The following is an 18,917-nucleotide window of genomic DNA, read 5'->3' as shown; positions in this document are numbered from 1 at the left end:
GATGTCCTCTCCGCTCAGCCCGGCAGACCGAGCAACTGCCCCAGGCTGGTCAGGACCACCGGCTCACCCGGCTGCCCGGTGGTGGGCTCCCGGCCCGGCTGGGACGTCTCGTCGCCCTTCGGAGTGCCCGGGGTGCCACCGTACGGGGCGTTCTGCGCACCTCGCACGCTGGTCACGCTGCCGGGGGCCAGGGCGCAGTAGGCCCCGGTGTTGAGCGCCACGGGGCTGGTGTCGGTGCCCTGGCGGATCCTGGTGCCCTCGTAGCCGACCGTGCACGGCGGCGGGTCGAAGACGTTGAGCGCGAGGCCGAAGTGGGCGCCGGTGCCGTCGCCCTTGGCCACGCTGAACCCGCCGCCGACGGCGATCGGGTAGGTCACCGCGATCTGCTCCAGCCCGTCCAGCCTGGTCACCAGGACGTTCCCGGTGGTCAGCAGGTTCGCCAGGACCACGCCCAGGTTCGGGCCGGTCTCCCGGAGCAGCGCGGACAGCTGCTCGGCGGCCTGCGGCGAGATGCCGATCAACGCCCGCAGGTCGCTGTCGGAGTTCTTCAGCGTCTCCGCCAGCGCGCGCAGGTCGCCGGAGAACGACCGGATCGCGCTCCCCTGCGCCGCCTGCGTGTTCAGCACGACCAGGCCGTCGTTGATCAACGCCTTGGTCTGCGGGAGGTTCTGCGTGGCCGCCTCGGTGAACACGCGGGTGTTGTCCAGCAGCACCTGCAGGTCCGGCCCGGTGCCGTTGAACGCCTGGTCCAGCTCGTCCACCACGGTGCGCAGCGAGTCGGTGGGCACCGACTTGGCGAACGCGTCGAGGTTGGTCAGCAGGCCGTCCACCGGCGGCGGGGTCTTGGTGGAGCTGCGCGGGATGACCGTGCCCTCGGCCAGGTACGGGCCGTCCTCGCCGCGCGGGCGCAGGTCGACGTACTGCTCGCCGACCGCGGACCGGTTGGCGACCACGGCCTCCAGGTCGGCCGGGATGCGCGGCGCGTCCGGGTCGATGTCCAGGTCCACCTCGATGCCGTCGGCGGTCAGCCGCATCTGGCCGACCCGGCCGACGGTCACGCCGCGGTAGGTCACCTCGGCGTTGGTGAACACGCCGCCGGAGTCGGCGAGCTGCATCTTCACCACGTAGCCGGTCGCGCCGAACGCGCGGCCCAGGCCGACGTACCGGGCGCCGACGTAGCTCACGCCGACCAGCGCGATCAGCACGAACGCGATGATCTGCAGGCGGGTGCGGGCCGTCATCACCGGCGACCACCTCCCAGGAGTCCACCGAGCACGTCACCGAGGCCGGTGGTGCCGCCGAGGTGGGGCAGCGGCAGGTTGGGCAGCGGCAGCGGCAGGGACGGCGCGTTGCCGTCCAGGCCGGGCAGGGTCGGCAGCGGGCTCTGCCGCGACCGGCCCAGGTTGTCCACGACCGTGCCCAGGTTCAGGTCGAGGTCGGCGTACAGGTTGGTGTAGTCGCCCTTGATGCCGTCGACGGCCGCGTCCGGGAACGGGTAGGTCAGCAGCAGCTCGAACGCGTTGGGCAGGTTCGTGCCCGCCTCGACCAGCTTCTGCAACACGGGTTCGAGCGCCTTGAGGTCGGCCACGACGTCCGCCTTGGACTTGTCGATGGTGTCCACGGCGACGTCGGCCAGCGAGTCCAGCGACTGCAACAGGGTCACCAGCTGGGTGCGCTGCTCGCTGAGCACCTTCAGGCCGGGCTCCAGGCCCTCCAGCACGCCGCTGATCTGGTCGCGCTGGGCGCTCAGCGTGCCGGCCAGCCGGTTCACGCCGTCCAGCGCGCGGGTGATCTCGGTCTTGTGCCCGTCCAGCTCGCCGACCAGCGTGTTCAGGTTGGTCAGCAGGGACTTGATCTCGGGCTCGTTGCCCTCCAGGGCCGCGCTCAGCTCCTTGCTGATGTTCTGGAGCTGGGCGATGCCGCCGCCGTTGAGCAGCATGGACAGCGCACCGAAGACCTCCTCCACCTCGGGGTTGCGGTTGGTCCGCTCCACCGGGATGGTCGCGCCGTCGGCGAGCGTGCCCTCCTCGCGCCCCTCGGCGGGCTTGGCCAGCTCCACGTACTTCTCGCCGAGCAGCGCGGACTGGCGCAGCTTGGCGATGGCGTTGCCGGGCAGCTTCACGTCCCCGTTGACCAGGACGGTCACCTCGGCGGTCCAGCCGTCGGCGGCCAGGTCGATGCGGTCGACGCGGCCCACCGGCACGTCGTTGACCTTCACGCCGGCCTGCGGCACCAGGTCCAGGACGTCCTTGAACTGCACCTTCACCGCGTACGGTCGGTCGCCCAGGTCCGCGCCGCCGGGCAGCGGCATGTTGTAGACGCCGTCGAACCCGCCCGAGCCGCAGCCCGTGAGCAGCAGCGCGCCGGCCATCAGCCCCACCAGACGCCTCATTGCGGCACCCCCGCGAGCGGCAGGGGCAGCGGAACCTTGCCCTGGGACATGTCGCTGAGCACCTCGGCCGGCGTCTTGAGCGGCACCGCGCCGGACAGGATGGGCTCCAACTGCTTGCACGCCTGCGACAGCACCAGCGGCACCTTGCCCGGTTCGACGGACTGGATCAGCTTGCACACCAGCACGATCGGCGGCTGGTTCAGCTCGTTCAGGTCGGCGCGGGTGTCCAGCGTGCCCGACGCCGCGTTGTAGGCGTTCTGGAGGTTGCCCAGCGCGAGCGGGGCGACGTCCAGGGTCTCGGCCAGCGCGGCCCGCTGGTCCACCAGCACCTGCGTGATGCCGGTCAGCTTGTCCACGTTGGTCTTGATGATCGCCCGGTTGTCCCGGATGAAGCCCTGCACCTGCCCCAGCGCGTTCGCCAGCTCGGTCAGGGCCGCGCCGAGGTTCTCCCGCTCGTCGGCGAGGAACCCGGCGACCTCGGCGAGCTGCCGGTTCAGGTCCCGGACCTGGCTGTCGTTGGCGGCCAGCATGCCGGTGAACCTCTGGAGGTTGTCCACCGTGCCGAACAGGTCGTCCTTGGAGCCGGACAGGGTGCGGGTGGCGTCGCCGAGCTGCTTGATGGTGTCGCCGAGCGCCTTGCCGTTGCCGTCGAGGTTGGCCGCCGCCGAGTCCAGCAGGTCCGACAGCGCGCCGTCCTTGTTGGCGCCGTTCGGGCCGAGCGCGGTGGTCAGCTTGTCCAGGCTCGCGTACAGCTCGTCCAGCTCGACCGGGGTGGCGGTGCGCTCGCGCGGGATGGTCGCGTTGTCGCCCATCGCCGGCCCGGCCGTGTAGGCGGGGGCGAGCTGGACGTACCGGTCGCTGACCACGCTCGGCGCGACCACGACGGCCTGCGCGTTCGCGGGGACCTTGACCGTCCGGTCGATCGACATGGTGACCTTGACCAGCGTGCCCTGCGGCTCGACGTCCTCGATGGACCCGATCCGCACGCCCAGGACCCGCACGTCCGAGCCCGGGTACACGCCGACCGCCCCGCCGAACAGCGCGGTCACCTTCCGGCTGTTCACGCCGGCGAACGCCCACCACATCGCCGCCGCGGCGACGAGCGCGAGCACGCACGCGATCGCCACGGCCCGTCCGAGGTCGCGTCCGACCCTCGTGGTCGCCACGTCAGTTCCCCCTCTGCACGCCGGGGGGCAGGCAGCCCTCTTCGTTGAAGCCGACCACGCCGAGGTTCACCGACGGCGGCAGCAGGCCGCAGATGTAGGTGTCGAACCAGCGGCCGTTGCCCAGGGTGTTGGCGAACACCCGGTAGAACGGGGCCATCAGCGCGAGGCTGCGGCTGAGCGTGTCCTGGTTGCGCTGGAGCATCGTGGACACCCGGTCCAACTGCTCCAGGGCGGGCTTGAGCTGGGCGTTGTTGTCCGCCACCAGGCCGGACAGCTCCTTGGACAGCTCGCGGGTGCCGGACAGCAGCGCGCCGATGGCGTCCCGGCGCTTGCGCAGCTCGCCCAGCAGCAGGTTGCCGTCCGCGAGCAGCTTCTCGAACTGCTCGTTGCGGTCGGCCAGGGTCTGGGTGACCTGCCGGGTGTTGGCCAGCAGCTTCGCCAGCTGCTCGTCGCGCGAGGAGATCGTCTTGGACAGCGCGGACAGGCCGTCCAGCGCGCCCCGGACGCTGTCCTTGGTGCCGTCGAGCGTCTCCGACAGCACCTGGAAGCTGTCCGCGAGCTGCTTGGTGTCGATCTGGCCGACCGTGGACGCGAGGCCGTTGAACGCCTCCTGCACGTCGTACGGGGCCAGGGTGCGCTCGCGCGGGATCGGGTTGCCCGGGTCCATCGGCTCGGCGCCCTGCGGGTCCAGCGCCAGGAACTTCTGGCCGAGCAGGGTCTTGATCCGGATGGTCGCCGTGGTCCGGTCGCCCACCCAGGCGTCCTTGACCTTGAACGACACCAGCACCCGGTCGCCGGCCAGCTCGACGTCGGTCACCTTGCCGACCTTCACGCCCGCGACCCGCACCTCGTTGCTCGGCACCAGCCCGGCGGCCTCGCTGAACTCGGCCTGGTAGGTGGTGCCGCCGCCGATGATCGGCAGGTCGTCGGAGTAGAAGGCGGCGAGCAGCAGCAGCGCGATCACGGTCAGGCTGACCGCGCCGATGGTCACCGGATTCCGTTCGGGTTTCACCGGCGGCACCTCGGCTGTGTGACGGGGAGGGCGGTGATCGGGATCGGGTCGTTGATGACCGGCGGGACGGCGATCCGACCCGTGCCCTCGCACAGGAAGAAGTTGAACCAGGAGCCGTAGGACGCGGTGCGCGCCATCGCCTCGATCTTGTTCGGCAGCCGCTGGATGACGCCCTCGACCACGGCCTCGTTGTCGGCCAGCGTCTGGGAGACCACGCCCAGGCGGGCGATGTCGTTCTTCAGCGGCTCGCGGGCCTCGTCGAGCAGGCCGGCCGTGCTGTTCGTCAGGTCGCCCAGGGCGGCGATCGACTCGCCGATCGGCTGCCGGTCGCCGGCCAGGCCCGTGGTCAGCTCCTGGAGGGTCGCGACGAGCGTCGAGACCTGGTCCGTACGGCTGTTCACGGTGTCCAGAACGGTGTTCAGGTTGTCGATGACCTCGCCGATCACCTTGTCCCGGCTCGCCAGGGTCGAGGTGAGCGACGCGGTGTGCCGCAGCAGGCTGTCGATCGTGCCGCCCTCGCCCTGGAGCACCTGGATGATCTCGTTGGACAGCTTGTTCACGTCGTCCGGGTTGAGCGCCTGGAACAGCGGCTTGAAGCCGTTGAACAGCACGGTCAGGTCCAGGGCGGGCTTGGTGCGCTCGACCGGGATCACGTCGCCGGGCTTGAGCGGGGACGCGTCGCCCACGCCGTGCTCCAGCGCGATGTACCGCTGGCCGACCAGGTTGCGGTACTTGATGGTCGCGGTCGCCGAGGCGGGCAGCCGGCGCTCGCCCTCCAGCGAGAATTCGACCTCCGCGAGCCGGCGGTCCACCACCCGGATCTCCCGCACCTGGCCTACCCGGACACCCGCGATGCGGATGTCGTCGCCCTCGTTGAGCGCGGTGACGTCGGTGAACCGGGCCGTGTAGGTGGTGGCGCCGGCGAAGTTGACGTTCGCGATGGTCACGGCGAGCAGCGCGGTCGCCAGGACCGTGACGACGGCGAAGATCGACAGCTTGACCAGCGGCGCGACGAGCGACCTCACACCGTCACCTCCGCTCCCCGGTACAGCGGCCCCAGCAGCAGGGCCGTGAAGCTGGGCATCTCGGACTTGCGCAGACCGAACTGCGGCGCGAGCAGCGCGTTGAGGAAGTCCATCTCCTCGGGCGAGTTCGCGAGGCTCGGCGCGAGCGCCGGACCGCCGGGCGCGGACGAGACGACCGTGCCGTCCGGGTTGATCTGGCCGGTGTTGGGCGGCAGCAGGCCGTCGGTGGCGTTGCGCGCGGGCGGCGGGGACGTGGACCCGTCCTTCACCGCGCCCTCCGGCGGGTACTGCGGGAACGGGTCCGGCCGCGGCACGATGTCGTAGCAGCGCGGGCCGCGCTTGTCGGCGTACTCCGGCTCGTCCTTGCCCGGCTCGTACTTGCCGCGGTTCGCGGTGATCTCCAGCGTGATGTGCAGGCCCGGCTCGTCGGTGCCCTTGCCGAACACCTGGTCCATGATCGGCTTGAACTCGGTCAGGCCCTTGAGCAGGCACGGGTACTCGGGCGCGTACTTGGCCAGCAGCTCCAGCGTCGGTCGCGACACGTCGGCGAGCTGGATCAGGTTGTTCCGGTTGACCGTGACGAAGCTGTTCAGGTCCACCGCGGTCGTGGTCAGCGTGCCGTACATGGCGAGCAGCTTGTCCCGCTGGTCGACCAGCGTGCGGCTGGTGACGGTGGCGTCGGACAGCGCCTGCACCAGGTCCGGCGCGGCGTCGGCGTAGACGTCGGAGACCTCGGCCAGCTTGCTGATGCCCTGCTTGATGGCGGGCAGCTGCGGGTTGAGTTCGCCCAGGTAACCGTCGAGCTGCACGAGGGTCTCGCCGAGCTGCTCGCCCCGGTTGTCCAGGGCCTGCGACATGGCGGTCAGCGTGGTGGCGAGCTTCTCCGGCTGTACCGCCTGCAACACCGGCATGAGGTCGTCGAGCACCCGTTCCAGCTCGATCGCGCTGCTCGACCGGTCCTGCTCGATGACGTCGCCGTCGGCGAGGTGGTCCGCGAGGTCGGGCTGCTTGGGCACGACCAGGTTCACGTACCGCTCGCCGAACAGCGTCTTGGGCAGCAGGCGCGCCGAGACGTTGCCGGGGATTTGGTGCACCTGGTCGGGGTGCAGCGCCAGTTCCAGCACGGCGCCGTCGCCCTCGGTGCGGATGTCCGCGACCTCGCCGACGACCAGCCCGCGCACCTTCACGTCCGAGGCGAGCTGGAGCTGGTTGCCGACCCGGTCGGTCTTCAGCGTCACCTTGACGACCTTGGTGAAGGCGTCGTTGTAGAGCGCGACGGTGAGGCTGAGGAACAGGGCGATGACCGCGATGAAGACGACGCCCAGGAGCCTGCGGGTGATCATCCGGCGATCCTCACCGTGGTCGTCGTGCCCCAGATCGCCATGCTCAGGAAGAAGTCCAGCAGGCTCGTCGTCACGATCGCGGTGCGCACCGCGCGGCCGACCGCGACACCCACGCCCGCCGGGCCGCCGGACGCCCGGTAGCCGTAGTAGCAGTGCGTCAGGATGATCACGACCGAGAAGACGAGGACCTTGCCGAACGACCAGAGCACGTCCACCGGGGGTAGGAACAGGTTGAAGTAGTGGTCGTATGTGCCCGCTGACTGCCCGTACAGCTCGACGGTGATCAACCGCGCCGCTAGATAGGACGTCAGCAGGCCGATGACGTAGAGCGGGATGATCGCGATGAAGCCCGCGATGATCCGGGTGGTCACCAGGAACGGCATGCTCGGGATGCCCATGACCTCCAGCGCGTCGATCTCCTCGGAGATCCGCATCGCGCCGAGCTGGGCGGTGAACCCGGAGCCCACCGTCGCGCTCAGGGCGAGACCGGCCACCAGCGGCGCGATCTCGCGGGTGTTGAAGTAGGCCGACACGAAGCCCGCGAACGCCGACGTGCCGATCTGGTTCAGGGCGGCGAAGCCCTGGAGGCCCACGACCGTGCCGGTGAACACCGACAGGCCGACCATCACGCCGATGGTGCCGCCGATGACCGCCAGCGCGCCCGAGCCGAAGCTGACCTCGGCCAGCAGCCGGAGGGTCTCGCGCAGGTAGCGGTGCAGCGTCCGGGGCGTCCACGCCAGGGCGCGCAGGTAGAACCAGAGCTGGTCGCCGAAGGTGTCCAGCATGTTCAGCGGCGCGTTGGCGGCTTTGCGCGCGCGGTTGCCGATCGTGGCCATCTCAGCTCCCCTTCGCCGGGACGACCTGGAGGTAGATCGTGGTGAGCACGAAGTTCACGAAGAACAGCAGCAGGAACGTGATGACCACGGCCTGGTTGACCGCGTCGCCCACGCCCTTCGGGCCGCCCGCCGGGTTCAGGCCCCGGTAGGCCGCGACGATGCCCGCGATGAAGCCGAAGATCAACGCCTTGATCTCGGAGATCCACAGGTCCGGCAGCTGCGCCAGGGCGCTGAAGCTCGCCAGGTACGCGCCGGGCGTGCCGTCCTGGAGGATCACGTTGAAGAAGTAGCCGCCCATCACGCCGACGACGCTGACCATGCCGTTGAGCAGGACGCTGACCAGCATCGCGGCCAGGACGCGGGGCACCACCAGGCGCTGGATCGGCGAGACGCCCAGCACCTCCATGGCGTCGATCTCCTCGCGGATCTTGCGCGAGCCCAGGTCCGCGCAGATGGCGCTGCCGCCCGCGCCCGCGATGAGCAGGGCCGTCACGATCGGGCTGGCCTGCTGGATGATCGCCAGCACGCTGGCCGCGCCGGTGAACGACTGGGCGCCGATCTGCCGGGTCAGCGACCCGAGCTGCAACGCGATGACCGCGCCGAACGGGATCGAGACCAGGGCGGTCGGCAGGACCGTCACGCTGACCACGAACCAGCACTGCTGGATGAACTCGCGCAGCTGGAACGGGCGGCGGAAGGTGTTGCGGACGACGTCGATGCCGAGCGCGAACAGCCGGCCGGTCTCCCGCAGGGCGCCCGCGCCGGGGAAGGTCGCCGGGGCGCTCACAGGTCGCCTCCCCGCCGGGGCCAGGGACTGGGCGCGGGCCGCTCGGCCACCGGCACCGTGGTGCCCGCGGCCGGGACGGTGCGGTCGAAGCTCTGCTGGGTCTGGCTGGAGGTCGCGAGCACGCGGTAGTGGCGCTGCTCCTCGGGCGTGAGGCTCGCGATGATCCCTTGCTGCGCCTCGGGCGGCAGCGTGTGGATGATGCTCATGACCCGGTCCTTGCGGCGGCGCACGGCGGTGCGCGGCGGCAGGCCCGGGGTGGGTTCGAGCTGCGGCACCACGCCGCGCACGTCCTCGTCCGGGGAGCCGTCGAAGTGGCCCGCGTCCCGGTGCGCCAGCTCGGCGGCCATCGTGGCCTGGTCCTTCTCCTCGGACATGCCGATCGGGCCGATGCGGCGGCCGTTGAGGAACTGCTCCACGACCGGTTCGTCGCTGGTCAACAGCACCTCGCGGGGGCCGAACATGACCAGTTCGCGGCGGAACAGCATGCCCAGGTTGTCCGGGACCGTGCGCGCGACGGTGATGTTGTGCGTGACGATCAGGATCGTGGCGTCGATCTGCGAGTTCAGGTCGATGAGCAGCTGCGAGAGGTAGGCGGTGCGGACCGGGTCGAGACCGGAGTCCGGCTCGTCGCACAGGATGATCTCGGGGTCGAGCACCAGGGCGCGGGCGAGGCCGGCGCGCTTGCGCATGCCGCCGGAGATCTCGCCGGGCAGCTTCTTCTCCGCGCCGACGAGGCCGACCATCTCCATCTTCTCCAGCACGATCCGCCGGACCTCGGCCTCGGTCTTGCGGGTGTGCTCGCGCAGCGGGAACGCCACGTTGTCGAAGAGGTTCATCGAGCCGAACAGCGCGCCGTCCTGGAACAGGACGCCGAACAGCTTCCGGATCTCGTAGAGCTTGTGCTCCGAGCAGCGGACCAGGTCGGTGCCGTTGATCATGATCCGGCCCTTTTCGGGCTTGAGCAGCCCGACCAGGGACTTGAGGAAGACGGACTTGCCCGTTCCGGAGGGACCCAGCATCACGCTGACCTCGCCCGGCGGCAGGGTGAGCGTGACGTCCCGCCAGATGGTCTGCTTGCCGAAGGATTTGGTCAGGCCCTCGACGACCACCTCGACGCCCATCGCACCTCCAGGTCACCGGCCACAACGCCTGGCGAGACCCGCGCAGCAGGTCGCCATACCCGTGCAACGAGCCCGTCGCGTCGTGGTTACTCCCCAGTTGGGTTAGCGGGTGTCACGGATGCGTAACGAACGGTGTGATCTCCGTTTCGCCCGATTCGGTCAATCTCCGGGTCACAGGTACGTGAACTCCGCACGCGTTCCGGACATGCGAAAGGGCGGGCACCCAGAGTGGGTGCCCGCCCTTCCGCGCGTTCAGCTTCAGGCGCCGACCCGCCGGTGTTCCCGGCGGGCCGCTCGGCTCACTTGAGCGAGATCTTGGCGCCGGCGGCTTCGAGCTTCTCCTTGGCGGCGTCGGCGACGTCCTTCGCCACGTTCTCCAGCAGCGGCTTCGGAGCGGACTCGACCAGCTCCTTGGCCTCCTTCAGGCCCAGGCCCGAGACGACCTCGCGGACGACCTTGATGACCTGGATCTTCTTGTCACCGGCGGAGTCGAGGACGACGGTGAACTCGTCCTTCTCCTCCTCGGTCGGGGCAGCGGCGGCGGCCGGGCCCGCGGCGGCGACGGCGACCGGAGCGGCGGCGGTGACCTCGAAGGTCTCCTCGAACTGCTTCACGAACGCCGACAGCTCCAGGAGGGTCATCTCCTTGAACGCGTCGAGCAGCTCGTCGGTGCTGAGCTTCGCCATGATCGGCGGTCCTTTCTAATCCAACGCCCGAACTGGACGCGATGTGTCGGGTTGATCAGCTTTCGGCCGGAGCCTCGGCCTCGGCGGCGGGAGCCTCCGAAGCCTTCTTCTCCTGCAGGGCAGCGGCCAGGCGGGCGACCTGGGAAGCCGGGGCGTTGAACAGACCCGCGGCCTTGGCCAGGTTGCCCTTCATCGCGCCCGCCAGCTTGGCGAGCAGCACCTCGCGGCTTTCGAGGTCCGCGATGGCGGTGACCTCGTCGACCGAGAGGGGGCGGCCGTCCATGAAGCCGCCCTTGATGACCAGGGCCTTGTTGTCCTTCGCGAAGTCGCGCAGCGCCTTGGCCGCGTCGACCGGCTCGCCTTCGACGAAGGCGATGGCGGTCGGGCCGACGAGCAGGTCTTCCAGACCCTCGACGCCCGCGTCCTGAGCGGCACGCTTGACCAGCGTGTTCTTCGCAACGGTGTACGTGGTGCCCGCGCCGAGAGCGCGACGCAGCGTGGTGAGCTGCGCCATGGAGAGGCCACGGTACTCGGTGACGACGGCGGCCGAGCTGCCGCGGAACTTGTCCGTCAGCTCGGCGACGGCCGAAACCTTGCTGGGCTTCGCCATGATCGCCTCCTCTCTGGGCTTAGGTGAGCCGCCGGCCGACCGAAGAGAAGGCATGAAAAACGCCCCGGCGCACAGCAGCACGGGGCGGAAGAGACGCGCGAGCGCGTCTGATGCTTACCTCGTCCTCCTGCGCGGGCCGTTCGCCGTGCGAACCCTTCGTCCCCGCGCCCGAGGGCGTGGGAAGACCAGCGGTCTTTGGTGGAACCGTGCACCAGAGTACGGGACGTGTCCCGGAGCCTCCAAATCGGCATGATGTGACCCGTGACCGAAGAGCCACCGAGGAACCCGCCGCCCCCGGACATCGACCCGGAACAACTCCGGCAGTTCCAGGAGTTCCAACGGTTCCAGGAGTTCCAACGCTTCCAGCAAGCCCAGGGCCCCCAAGCCCTCCCACCGGGCACCCCCACACCCCCGCCCCCACCGGCGGCCCCCGCGGCACCCCCGCGCAAACCGCTGTGGCAGGTCGTACTCGGCAGCAAACTCGTCCGCCGCCTGATCCTGCTGCTCATCGTCGTGCTGGTGGGCATGTACTTCTACGAGCGGTACTTCGGCGGCGAGGACCCCGGCTCGGTGGCGGTGGACAGCGGCGGCGACAAGGGCAACGTCATCGCGCCCCAGACGCCGTACGGGCTCCAGGGCACGGTCGCCCTGTTCTACAAGCACGTCCTGAACGACGACGCGGGCCGCGCGTGCCTGCTCTTCAGCGAGGACAAGGCGAAGAAGGCGTTCACCGAGGCGTTCGGCGCGCCCGACTGCGACTCCGCCGTGCACCAGCTCAGCAAGCAGGTGACCAACGGCGCGCAGTACCGCCAGATCGGTTTCCCGGCCGACATGCGCGCGGTGCCCGACGGCGGCTCGGTCGTGGTCAGCTCGTGCGAGCTCCAGGTCGATGGCGGACCCCGGCTCGGTCGCTTCGTCCTCTCCATGCAGGAGAACAAGACGTGGGTGATCACCGGGTACGAGGCCGAACCGGCCTGTTGAGGCCAGCGAAAAGCCCCTCGGCACGAGGTGCCGAGGGGCTTTCGTCAGCTACCGCGCGAAGCCGGATCAGGCGGTGGCTTCGTCGCTCAGCAGGTTGCGGGTGCGGTTCGGGTCGACCGGGATGCCCGGGCCCATCGTCGTGGAGACGGTGACCTTCTTCAGGTAACGACCCTTCGCGGCGGACGGCTTCGCGCGCAGGATCTCGTCCAGGGCGGCGGCGTAGTTCTCGACCAGCTTCTCCGGGTCGAAGGACGCCTTGCCGATGACGAGGTGCAGGTTGGCCTGCTTGTCCACGCGGAAGTTGATCTTGCCGCCCTTGATCTCCGTCACGGCCTTGGTGACGTCGGGCGTCACGGTGCCGGTCTTCGGGTTCGGCATCAGGCCGCGGGGGCCGAGGATGCGGGCGATGCGGCCGACCTTGGCCATCTGGTCCGGCGTCGCGATCGCGGCGTCGAAGTCGAGCCAGCCACCCTGGATGCGCTCGATCAGGTCCTCGCTGCCGACCGCGTCCGCACCGGCGGCGGTGGCCTCGTTGGCCTTGTCACCGGTCGCGAAGACGATCACGCGGGCGGTCTTGCCCGTACCGTGCGGCAGGTTCACGGTGCCGCGGACCATCTGGTCGGCCTTGCGGGGGTCGACGCCGAGCCGGATGGCGACCTCGACGGTCGCGTCCAGCTTGACCTTGGACGTCTCCTTGGCGAGCTTCGCGGCCTCCAGCGGCGAGTACAGCCGCTCCCGGTCGACGAGCTCAGCCGCGGCCTTGTACGCCTTGCTGCGCTTCATGCTTCTGTTCCTTAACCAAACAGTAGTGGTGACGAGCCAGCGCTTGGCTCTCCCACGGGATCAAAAGAAAAGGGTCAGCCTTCGACGGTGATGCCCATGGAGCGGGCGGTGCCGGCGATGATCTTCGCCGCCTGGTCCACGTCGTTGGCGTTCAGGTCGACCATCTTGGTCTGCGCGATCTCGCGCACCTGGTCCATGGTCACCTTGGCGACCTTGGTGCGGTGCGGCTCGCCCGAGCCCTTCTCCACGCCCGCGGCCTTCAGCAGCAGCTTCGCGGCCGGCGGCGTCTTGAGCTTGAAGTCGAACGAGCGGTCTTCGTACACGGAGATCTCGACCGGCACCACGGTGCCGCGCTGCGACTCGGTCGCGGCGTTGTACTGCTTGCAGAACTCCATGATGTTGACGCCGTGCTGACCCAGCGCGGGGCCGACCGGCGGCGCGGGGTTCGCGGCCCCGGCCTTGATCTGCAGCTTGATGATCGCTGCGAGCTTCTTCTTCTTGGGTGGCATCTCAGTGCTTCCTGTTATTGCGGTGTCCGCGCGCGGCCCTGCCAGCCGCAGCGTGGCTGCCGGCACCCGACCGGGGCGCCGGAGTCTGGTGACCGGACCGGAGGGACCCGGTCAGATCTTGGAGACCTGGCTGAACGACAGCTCGACCGGAGTCTCGCGGCCGAAGATCGACACCAGGACCTTCAGCTTCTGGCCGTCCGCGTTGACCTCGCTGATCGTCGCGGGCAGCGTGGCGAACGGGCCGTCCATGACGGTGACCGACTCGCCGACCTCGAAGTCCACCTCGACCGCGGTCTTGGCGGGCGCGGAAGCGGCCTTCTTGCCCGCGGCCGGCTTCTGCTCGACCTGCGGCAGCAGGAACTTCAGCACCTCGTCCAGGGTCAGCGGCGACGGCTTGGAGGTCGCGCCGACGAAGCCGGTGACGCCCGGCGTGTTGCGCACCGCGCTCCACGAGGCGTCGTTGAGCTCCATCCGGACCAGGATGTAGCCGGGCAGCACCTTGCGCTGCACCTGCTTGCGCTGGCCGTTCTTGATCTCGGTGACTTCCTCGGTCGGCACCTCGACCTGGAAGATGTAGTCCTCCATGTCGAGCGTCTGGATGCGCGTTTCGAGGTTCGTCTTGACCTTGTTCTCGTACCCGGCGTACGAGTGCACGACGTACCAGTCGCCGGGCGCGTTGCGCAGGGCCTCGCGCATCTCGGCGGCCGGGTCGGCGGGCTCGGCGTCGATGTCGGCGACCGGCGCGGCGACAGCGGCGGGCTCCTCGGACTCGTCGTCGGAGTCGTCGGACTCGTCAGCAGACTCGGCGGCGTCGTCAGCGGACTCCGCGGTGTCCTCCGTCGCCTCGTCCTGCTCGACGTCCTCGACATCACCGTCGAAGTCCTGCTCGTCGGTCAGGTCGGTCAGCTCCTGGGCGTCAACGCCGTTCTCGGAGGTCACTGTGGGTCTCGCTTCCTTTCATCCACGTGTTCGCCACCGCCACCCCGGGCGGGGAGGCGTCGGCTCAGCCGAACACCTTGAACACGCCCCAGGCGAAGGCCGAGTCAAGGCCGAACACCAACGCCACCATGAAGGCCACGAAGACCAACACGACCGAGGTGTAGGTGATCATCTGCTTGCGGGTCGGCCAGATGACCTTCCGCAGCTCGCTGACCACCTCACGGATGTAGCGGACGATCCGGGCGAAGAAGCCCGGTCGCTTCTCCTGGTCGCCCCGAGCGCGCGTGGGACGGCCCTTGCGGTCCGCGGCGTCCGAGTCGGACTCGGCCGACTTCTTCGCCTCGGACGGCTTGGCGGCGGCGTCCTTGCGACCCGCCGGGCGCGCGGTGCCGCGGCGCTCGCGGCGCGCTGCGGCGGTGACCGGCCGGGCCGCGCTCTCGCGCTCGTCCGGCTGGTCCTGCTCGCGGCCCTCGCTCATGCCGTCCTCCGCTCACCATCGCGCTTCGACGCAGGGGCGACAGGACTTGAACCTGCAACCTGCGGTTTTGGAGACCGCTGCTCTGCCAGTTGAGCTACACCCCTTCGGGGTCCCCCGTGAGGGGACCCGCTGGCTGAGGACGCCTTGCACCCTCCTCACGTGGCCCGTGAGGCAGCGGCTGGACGTTCCCGGTGTCAGAGCATACGGCACAGGGGGCCGTTACTCCCAACCGGCCCGGTCAGAGGGGGTGCCGGGCTCCAACTCGGTTGTGCGGTCTGCCACGATTGGGGCCATGGCCTCACCTGAGACGACCTCCGCGCCCGGCTCCTCCGCCTTCCCCCGGATCTCGAAGCGGATCGGCGGTATCGCCGAGTCCGCCACCCTCGCGGTGGACGCGAAGGCGAAGGCGCTCAAGGCGGCCGGCCGACCGGTGATCGGCTTCGGCGCGGGCGAGCCGGACTTCCCGACCCCGGAGGCGATCGTGGCCGCCGCGGCGGCGGCCTGCGCGGACCCGAAGAACCACCGCTACACCCCCGCCGCCGGCCTGCCGGAGCTGCGGGAAGCCGTAGCGGCCAAGACCAAGCGGGACTCGGGCTACGAGGTCACCGCGGCCCAGGTGCTGATCACCAACGGCGGCAAGCAGGCCGTCTACCAGGCGTTCGCGACGATCGTGGACCCGGGCGACGAGGTCCTGCTGCCCGCGCCGTACTGGACCACCTACCCGGAGGCGATCACCCTCGCGGGCGGCGTCCCGGTGCAGGTCACGGCCGACGAGACCACCGACTACCTGGTGACCGTCGAGCAGTTGGAGGCGGCGCGGACCGAGAAGACCAAGGTCCTGCTGCTGTGCTCGCCGTCCAACCCGACCGGCTCGGTCTACAGCCGCGAGCAGATCACCGCGATCGGCGAGTGGGCGCTGGAGCACGGCCTGTGGGTGATCACCGACGAGATCTACGAGCACCTGCTCTACGACGGCGCCGAGACGGTGTCCCTGCCGGTCGCGGTGCCCGCGATGGCCGACCGGACGATCGTGCTCAACGGCGTCGCCAAGACCTACGCGATGACCGGCTGGCGGGTGGGCTGGCTGATCGGCCCCACCGACGTCGTGAAGGCCGCCGCGAACCTCCAGTCCCACCTGACCTCGAACGTGGCGAACGTCTCGCAGCGCGCGGCCCTGGAGGCGGTCTCCGGGTCGCTGGACGCGGTGGACGAGATGCGCAAGGCGTTCGACCGGCGGCGGCGGACGATCGTGGACCTGCTGTCCGCGATCCCGGGCGTGGAGTGCCCGACCCCGAAGGGCGCGTTCTACGTGTACCCGTCGGTGAAGGCGCTGATCGGCAAGACGCTGCGCGGCACCGAGATCAAGGACACCGTGCAGCTGGCGGCCCTGATCCTGGAGCACGCCGAGGTCGCGGTCGTGCCGGGTGAGGCGTTCGGCACGCCGGGCTACCTGCGCCTGTCCTACGCCCTGGGCGACGACGACCTGAAGACCGGCGTCACGCGCATGGCCGAGCTGCTGGGCGAGATCGAGCTGTAAGACGCGCGCTGCGCGATCGGCAAGGGCACCCGCTGCCGCGGGTGCCCTTGTTGCGTTTTTGGCCACAGTTCGATCACGACCAGTAACCGTGTCCGAGGTCACTCGATGGTCCCGGCGTCTCAGTACGCCGACCCGAGGGAGTACCCCGTGGCCCACGCCCAGCACCCGACCACCCGCCCGCGCCGCCGTGGACCACTGGTCGCCGTGCTCGTGTTAGCCCTGTTAGCCGGGGCGGTGGTGGTGTGGCTGACGGCGTTCGCGGCCGAGCCCGAGGAGCCGCTGGACGACCTCGACCGCCACGCCGGCCGCGAGTCCACGGTCGTCTACGAGATCACCGGTGACGTCGACAAGGCGGACGTCCGGTACTCGACCTACAGCGACGGCGACAGCACCACCGAGCAGGAGCAGGCCGCCACGCTGCCGTGGTCGAAGACGCTGAAGGTCAAGGGCCTGCTCAGCGCCGGCACGCTCACGGCCATGGCCGGCCCGACCGGCGGCACGGTGACCTGCCGAATCCTGGTCGACGGCGTCCAGCGCAAGACCGCCACGGCCACCGGCCCGTTCGCGCTGGCCAACTGCAACTCCAACGGGTGAATGGAGTAACTCACAGTAGAAAGTGGGCGATGATCCGTTCAGAGCAACCGATCTTCACCCAAGGAGACCAACGATGACGGAGCCGGACCCACCGGAGTCCGACAAACCCGCCCGGAAGTGGATCGTGATCGCCGGTTCGGTGGCACTCGTGCTGAGCGCCCTGGCCCTGGCGTACTGGGTGGCCAGACCGGAGCAACGGTCCGTTGTCGTGTACGAGGTGTCCGGAGAGGCCGTGCGCGCCACGGTCGTGTACTCCACATTCGCGGAAGAGGCGAGGCTCTGCGCGAGGTGGAGTTGAGTTCGTTCCCCTGGCGGGCGGAGTTGGCCGTGTCCGGAGAAGTGCGGAACGGGGTGCTCACGGTGACCGTGGGACCGGAAGGCGGCTCGGTGGGGTGCAAGGTGAGCGTGGACGGCGTGGAACGGCGATCCGCTACCGCGAGCGGTCCGAACACCAGCGCATTCTGCAGCGGCTTTTAACGCCCAGCAAAGCCCTCACGCGCCGGCACACACAAACCGATGCACGCTAGTCGTCCGCGCGAAGCGCGGTTTCTTCATCGGGCTGCCAAGCACAGGAAGGGCCTCGGTTCGTTCCCCGTACGGCCTGGGCGCAGCCCAACCGCGCTTGGGGGTTCTTGGCAACCACGCTTCACCGGTTGCCAAGAACCCCCAAGGGTGGTTGCCTCCGGCAGGCCGTACGGGGAACGAACCGACGCCCTTCCACCCCCCCCGGGGGCCTGCCCGCCGGCGAGGCGCTTTTAATCTTGAGAGCGCTCCGCGCGTTCAAGCGCTCCGCGCGTTCAAGCGCTCCGCGCGTTCAAGCGCTCCGCGCGTTCAAGCGCTCCGCGCGTTCAAGCGCGAAGCGCGTCCGGCTTGAGAGCGTCAGCGTCACGCTTAAAGCTTAAAAGAGCCTCGCCGGCGGGCAGGCCGCCAAAGATGACACAAAAACAAAAGAAAGAGCGGAGGCTTCTTGCTTGTGTCATCTCCGTATGGCCTGGCGGAGCCAACCACACTTTCCCGGGGTTGGTCGAAAAACTTTTGCTCGTTCCTCGCAAAACTTTTTGGCCCAACCCCGGGAAAGTGTGGTAGCCCTGCGGGCAGGCCATACGGAGATGACACAAGCAAGAAGCCCGGGTTGGGGTGTGACCTCACGAGGCCCTGCCTGGGCGCTGCGCGCCTGGTGCTGGTTGGGTCAGGGTAGGCGTACTCGGGCTGAGGCTCCGCCCAGCACGGACTTGCCGTCGTAGGTGGCCGTGATGTTGACCTTGAAGGTGCCGTCCTCCAGGGCCTTGGTCACCTTGCCCGTGACCTCCACCAGGGCACCCTCGTCGTTGTCGGGCACCGGGACGGGCCGGCCGAAGCGGACGCCGTACTCGACCACCGCGCCCGGGTCGCCCGTCCAGTCCGTGACGACGCGGATCGCCATGCCCATGGTCAGCATGCCGTGCGCGATGACGCCGGGAAGGCCCACCTGGGTCGCGAAGCGCTCGTTCCAGTGGATCGGGTTGAAGTCGCCCGACGCGCCCGCGTACTTCACGAGGTCCGCTCGGGTGATGCGCAGGGTCAGCGGGGGCAGTTCGTCGCCCACCGAGACGTGCTCCGCCTTGATCACGCGTCCTCCCCTCGGACCACCAGCGTGCAGCGGCCGGTGCAGACGTGTTCGCCTTCGTCGGTGCTCACCTCGGCGCGGAGGTTGAGCATGTCGTTGCCCATCCGGCTGGTGATGCCGTCCACGTGCAGCTCCACCACGAGCCGGTCACCGGCCGTGATGGGGCGGGTGTGGGTGAAGGTCTGGTCGCCGTGGACGACGCGGCTGTAGTCCAGGCCCAGTTCCGGGTCCTCCACGAGGACGTCGTTGGCCTTCAGGGACACGATGACCGCGAACGTGGGGGGCGCGATGACGTCCTTGTAGCCCGCCGCGCGGGCGGCCTCCGGGTCGTGGTGCACCGGGCTCGTCGCGCCTACCGCCGTGGCGAACTCGCGGATCTTCTCGCGGCCCACCTCGTAGGGCGGTGACGGTGGGTACGCGCGGCCGATGAACGACTGGTCGAGGGGCACCGGAGCAGGTTACGCGACGAGGCCCGCCCCCTGGAGCGGGGACGGGCCTCGTGGAAGTGGTGC

General features: G+C 69.5%; 21 protein-coding genes and 1 tRNA gene. 4 read left to right on the top strand and 18 right to left on the bottom strand.

The window, feature by feature from the left end; all coding sequences use genetic code 11:
* Positions 1 to 14: 14 nt before the first annotated feature.
* From ABD126_RS19695 to rplJ, 11 genes are all read right to left on the bottom strand, one after another.
* The gene (locus ABD126_RS19695; RefSeq protein WP_343935335.1) at positions 15 to 1,244 is read right to left on the bottom strand and encodes an MCE family protein; all 1,230 of its coding nucleotides are present in this window, start codon (positions 1,242 to 1,244) and stop codon (positions 15 to 17) included.
* Positions 1,241 to 2,392, bottom strand: coding sequence for an MCE family protein (locus tag ABD126_RS19690; protein WP_343935334.1), 1,152 nt, complete (start codon positions 2,390 to 2,392; stop codon positions 1,241 to 1,243). The genes ABD126_RS19695 and ABD126_RS19690 overlap by 4 nt, the downstream gene beginning before the upstream one ends.
* On the bottom strand, positions 2,389 to 3,558 hold the full coding sequence (locus ABD126_RS19685) for an MCE family protein (RefSeq protein ID WP_343935333.1): 1,170 nt from the start codon (positions 3,556 to 3,558) through the stop codon (positions 2,389 to 2,391). The genes ABD126_RS19690 and ABD126_RS19685 overlap by 4 nt, the downstream gene beginning before the upstream one ends.
* Before the next feature lies 1 nt (position 3,559).
* A complete protein-coding gene (locus ABD126_RS19680) occupies positions 3,560 to 4,570 on the bottom strand; it encodes an MCE family protein (RefSeq protein WP_343935331.1) in 1,011 nt (336 codons plus the stop codon).
* Positions 4,567 to 5,595: an MCE family protein gene (locus ABD126_RS19675; protein WP_343935330.1), complete on the bottom strand. Its 1,029-nt coding sequence runs from the start codon at positions 5,593 to 5,595 to the stop codon at positions 4,567 to 4,569. Before ABD126_RS19675 ends, ABD126_RS19680 begins: the two co-directional genes overlap by 4 nt.
* Positions 5,592 to 6,938, bottom strand: a complete 1,347-nt coding sequence (locus ABD126_RS19670; RefSeq protein ID WP_343935329.1) for an MCE family protein — start codon at positions 6,936 to 6,938, stop codon at positions 5,592 to 5,594. The genes ABD126_RS19675 and ABD126_RS19670 overlap by 4 nt, the downstream gene beginning before the upstream one ends.
* On the bottom strand, positions 6,935 to 7,774 hold the full coding sequence (locus ABD126_RS19665; protein ID WP_343935328.1) for an MlaE family ABC transporter permease: 840 nt from the start codon (positions 7,772 to 7,774) through the stop codon (positions 6,935 to 6,937). Before ABD126_RS19665 ends, ABD126_RS19670 begins: the two co-directional genes overlap by 4 nt.
* Position 7,775: 1 nt before the next feature.
* Positions 7,776 to 8,561, bottom strand: a complete 786-nt coding sequence (locus ABD126_RS19660) for an MlaE family ABC transporter permease (protein WP_343935327.1) — start codon at positions 8,559 to 8,561, stop codon at positions 7,776 to 7,778.
* The gene (locus ABD126_RS19655; RefSeq protein WP_343935326.1) at positions 8,558 to 9,682 is read right to left on the bottom strand and encodes an ABC transporter ATP-binding protein; all 1,125 of its coding nucleotides are present in this window, start codon (positions 9,680 to 9,682) and stop codon (positions 8,558 to 8,560) included. Before ABD126_RS19655 ends, ABD126_RS19660 begins: the two co-directional genes overlap by 4 nt.
* Before the next feature lie 299 nt (positions 9,683 to 9,981).
* A complete protein-coding gene (rplL, locus tag ABD126_RS19650; RefSeq protein ID WP_343935325.1) occupies positions 9,982 to 10,368 on the bottom strand; it encodes a 50S ribosomal protein L7/L12 in 387 nt (128 codons plus the stop codon).
* A gap of 55 nt (positions 10,369 to 10,423) precedes the next feature.
* Positions 10,424 to 10,978: a 50S ribosomal protein L10 gene (gene rplJ / locus ABD126_RS19645; RefSeq protein WP_343935324.1), complete on the bottom strand. Its 555-nt coding sequence runs from the start codon at positions 10,976 to 10,978 to the stop codon at positions 10,424 to 10,426.
* A 261-nt stretch (positions 10,979 to 11,239) separates the two neighbouring features.
* Here rplJ and ABD126_RS19640 point away from each other — a divergent pair, with 261 nt between their 5' ends.
* Entirely contained in the window at positions 11,240 to 11,959 is a 720-nt protein-coding gene (locus ABD126_RS19640) for a hypothetical protein (RefSeq protein WP_343935323.1), read from the top strand.
* A 66-nt stretch (positions 11,960 to 12,025) separates the two neighbouring features.
* Here ABD126_RS19640 and rplA read toward each other — a convergent pair whose 3' ends face one another.
* The 5 genes from rplA to ABD126_RS19615 all read right to left on the bottom strand — a co-directional run bounded on the left by rplA (position 12,026) and on the right by ABD126_RS19615 (position 14,772).
* Positions 12,026 to 12,742 carry a 50S ribosomal protein L1 gene (gene rplA / locus ABD126_RS19635; RefSeq protein ID WP_343935322.1) on the bottom strand — a complete coding sequence of 239 codons (717 nt, stop codon included), beginning with the start codon at positions 12,740 to 12,742 and terminating at the stop codon, positions 12,026 to 12,028.
* Between the two features lie 74 nt (positions 12,743 to 12,816).
* Positions 12,817 to 13,251, bottom strand: coding sequence for a 50S ribosomal protein L11 (rplK, locus tag ABD126_RS19630; protein WP_121224842.1), 435 nt, complete (start codon positions 13,249 to 13,251; stop codon positions 12,817 to 12,819).
* Positions 13,252 to 13,362: 111 nt separating this feature from the next.
* Entirely contained in the window at positions 13,363 to 14,190 is an 828-nt protein-coding gene (gene nusG, locus ABD126_RS19625; RefSeq protein WP_343935321.1) for a transcription termination/antitermination protein NusG, read from the bottom strand.
* 64 nt (positions 14,191 to 14,254) lie between these two features.
* Entirely contained in the window at positions 14,255 to 14,668 is a 414-nt protein-coding gene (gene secE / locus ABD126_RS19620) for a preprotein translocase subunit SecE (RefSeq protein WP_343935320.1), read from the bottom strand.
* Between the two features lie 31 nt (positions 14,669 to 14,699).
* A tRNA-Trp gene (locus ABD126_RS19615) sits at positions 14,700 to 14,772 on the bottom strand.
* Positions 14,773 to 14,960: 188 nt separating this feature from the next.
* Between ABD126_RS19615 and ABD126_RS19610 the strand changes: the two genes are divergently transcribed.
* The 3 genes from ABD126_RS19610 (at position 14,961) to ABD126_RS19600 (ending at position 17,097) form a co-directional block, all read left to right on the top strand.
* Positions 14,961 to 16,205, top strand: a complete 1,245-nt coding sequence (locus tag ABD126_RS19610) for a pyridoxal phosphate-dependent aminotransferase (RefSeq protein ID WP_343935319.1) — start codon at positions 14,961 to 14,963, stop codon at positions 16,203 to 16,205.
* A 105-nt stretch (positions 16,206 to 16,310) separates the two neighbouring features.
* Positions 16,311 to 16,799 (top strand): MmpS family transport accessory protein, encoded by a 489-nt coding sequence (locus ABD126_RS19605; protein WP_343935318.1) that lies wholly within the window; start codon positions 16,311 to 16,313, stop codon positions 16,797 to 16,799.
* Between the two features lie 73 nt (positions 16,800 to 16,872).
* Positions 16,873 to 17,097: a hypothetical protein gene (locus ABD126_RS19600; RefSeq protein WP_343935317.1), complete on the top strand. Its 225-nt coding sequence runs from the start codon at positions 16,873 to 16,875 to the stop codon at positions 17,095 to 17,097.
* An 891-nt stretch (positions 17,098 to 17,988) separates the two neighbouring features.
* Here the strand turns inward: ABD126_RS19600 and ABD126_RS19595 are convergent.
* Together ABD126_RS19595 and ABD126_RS19590 are read right to left on the bottom strand one after the other, a co-directional pair.
* Positions 17,989 to 18,408 (bottom strand): MaoC family dehydratase, encoded by a 420-nt coding sequence (locus ABD126_RS19595; protein WP_343935316.1) that lies wholly within the window; start codon positions 18,406 to 18,408, stop codon positions 17,989 to 17,991.
* Positions 18,405 to 18,854 carry an FAS1-like dehydratase domain-containing protein gene (locus ABD126_RS19590; protein ID WP_343935315.1) on the bottom strand — a complete coding sequence of 150 codons (450 nt, stop codon included), beginning with the start codon at positions 18,852 to 18,854 and terminating at the stop codon, positions 18,405 to 18,407. Before ABD126_RS19590 ends, ABD126_RS19595 begins: the two co-directional genes overlap by 4 nt.
* Positions 18,855 to 18,917: the final 63 nt, after the last annotated feature.

Origin of the sequence: Saccharothrix mutabilis subsp. mutabilis, assembly GCF_039521145.1 — a bacterium.
Classification (GTDB): domain Bacteria; phylum Actinomycetota; class Actinomycetes; order Mycobacteriales; family Pseudonocardiaceae; genus Actinosynnema; species Actinosynnema mutabilis.
The sequence above is the reverse complement of the archived record's forward strand: the minus strand, read 5'-3'. Positions and strand labels throughout refer to the sequence as shown.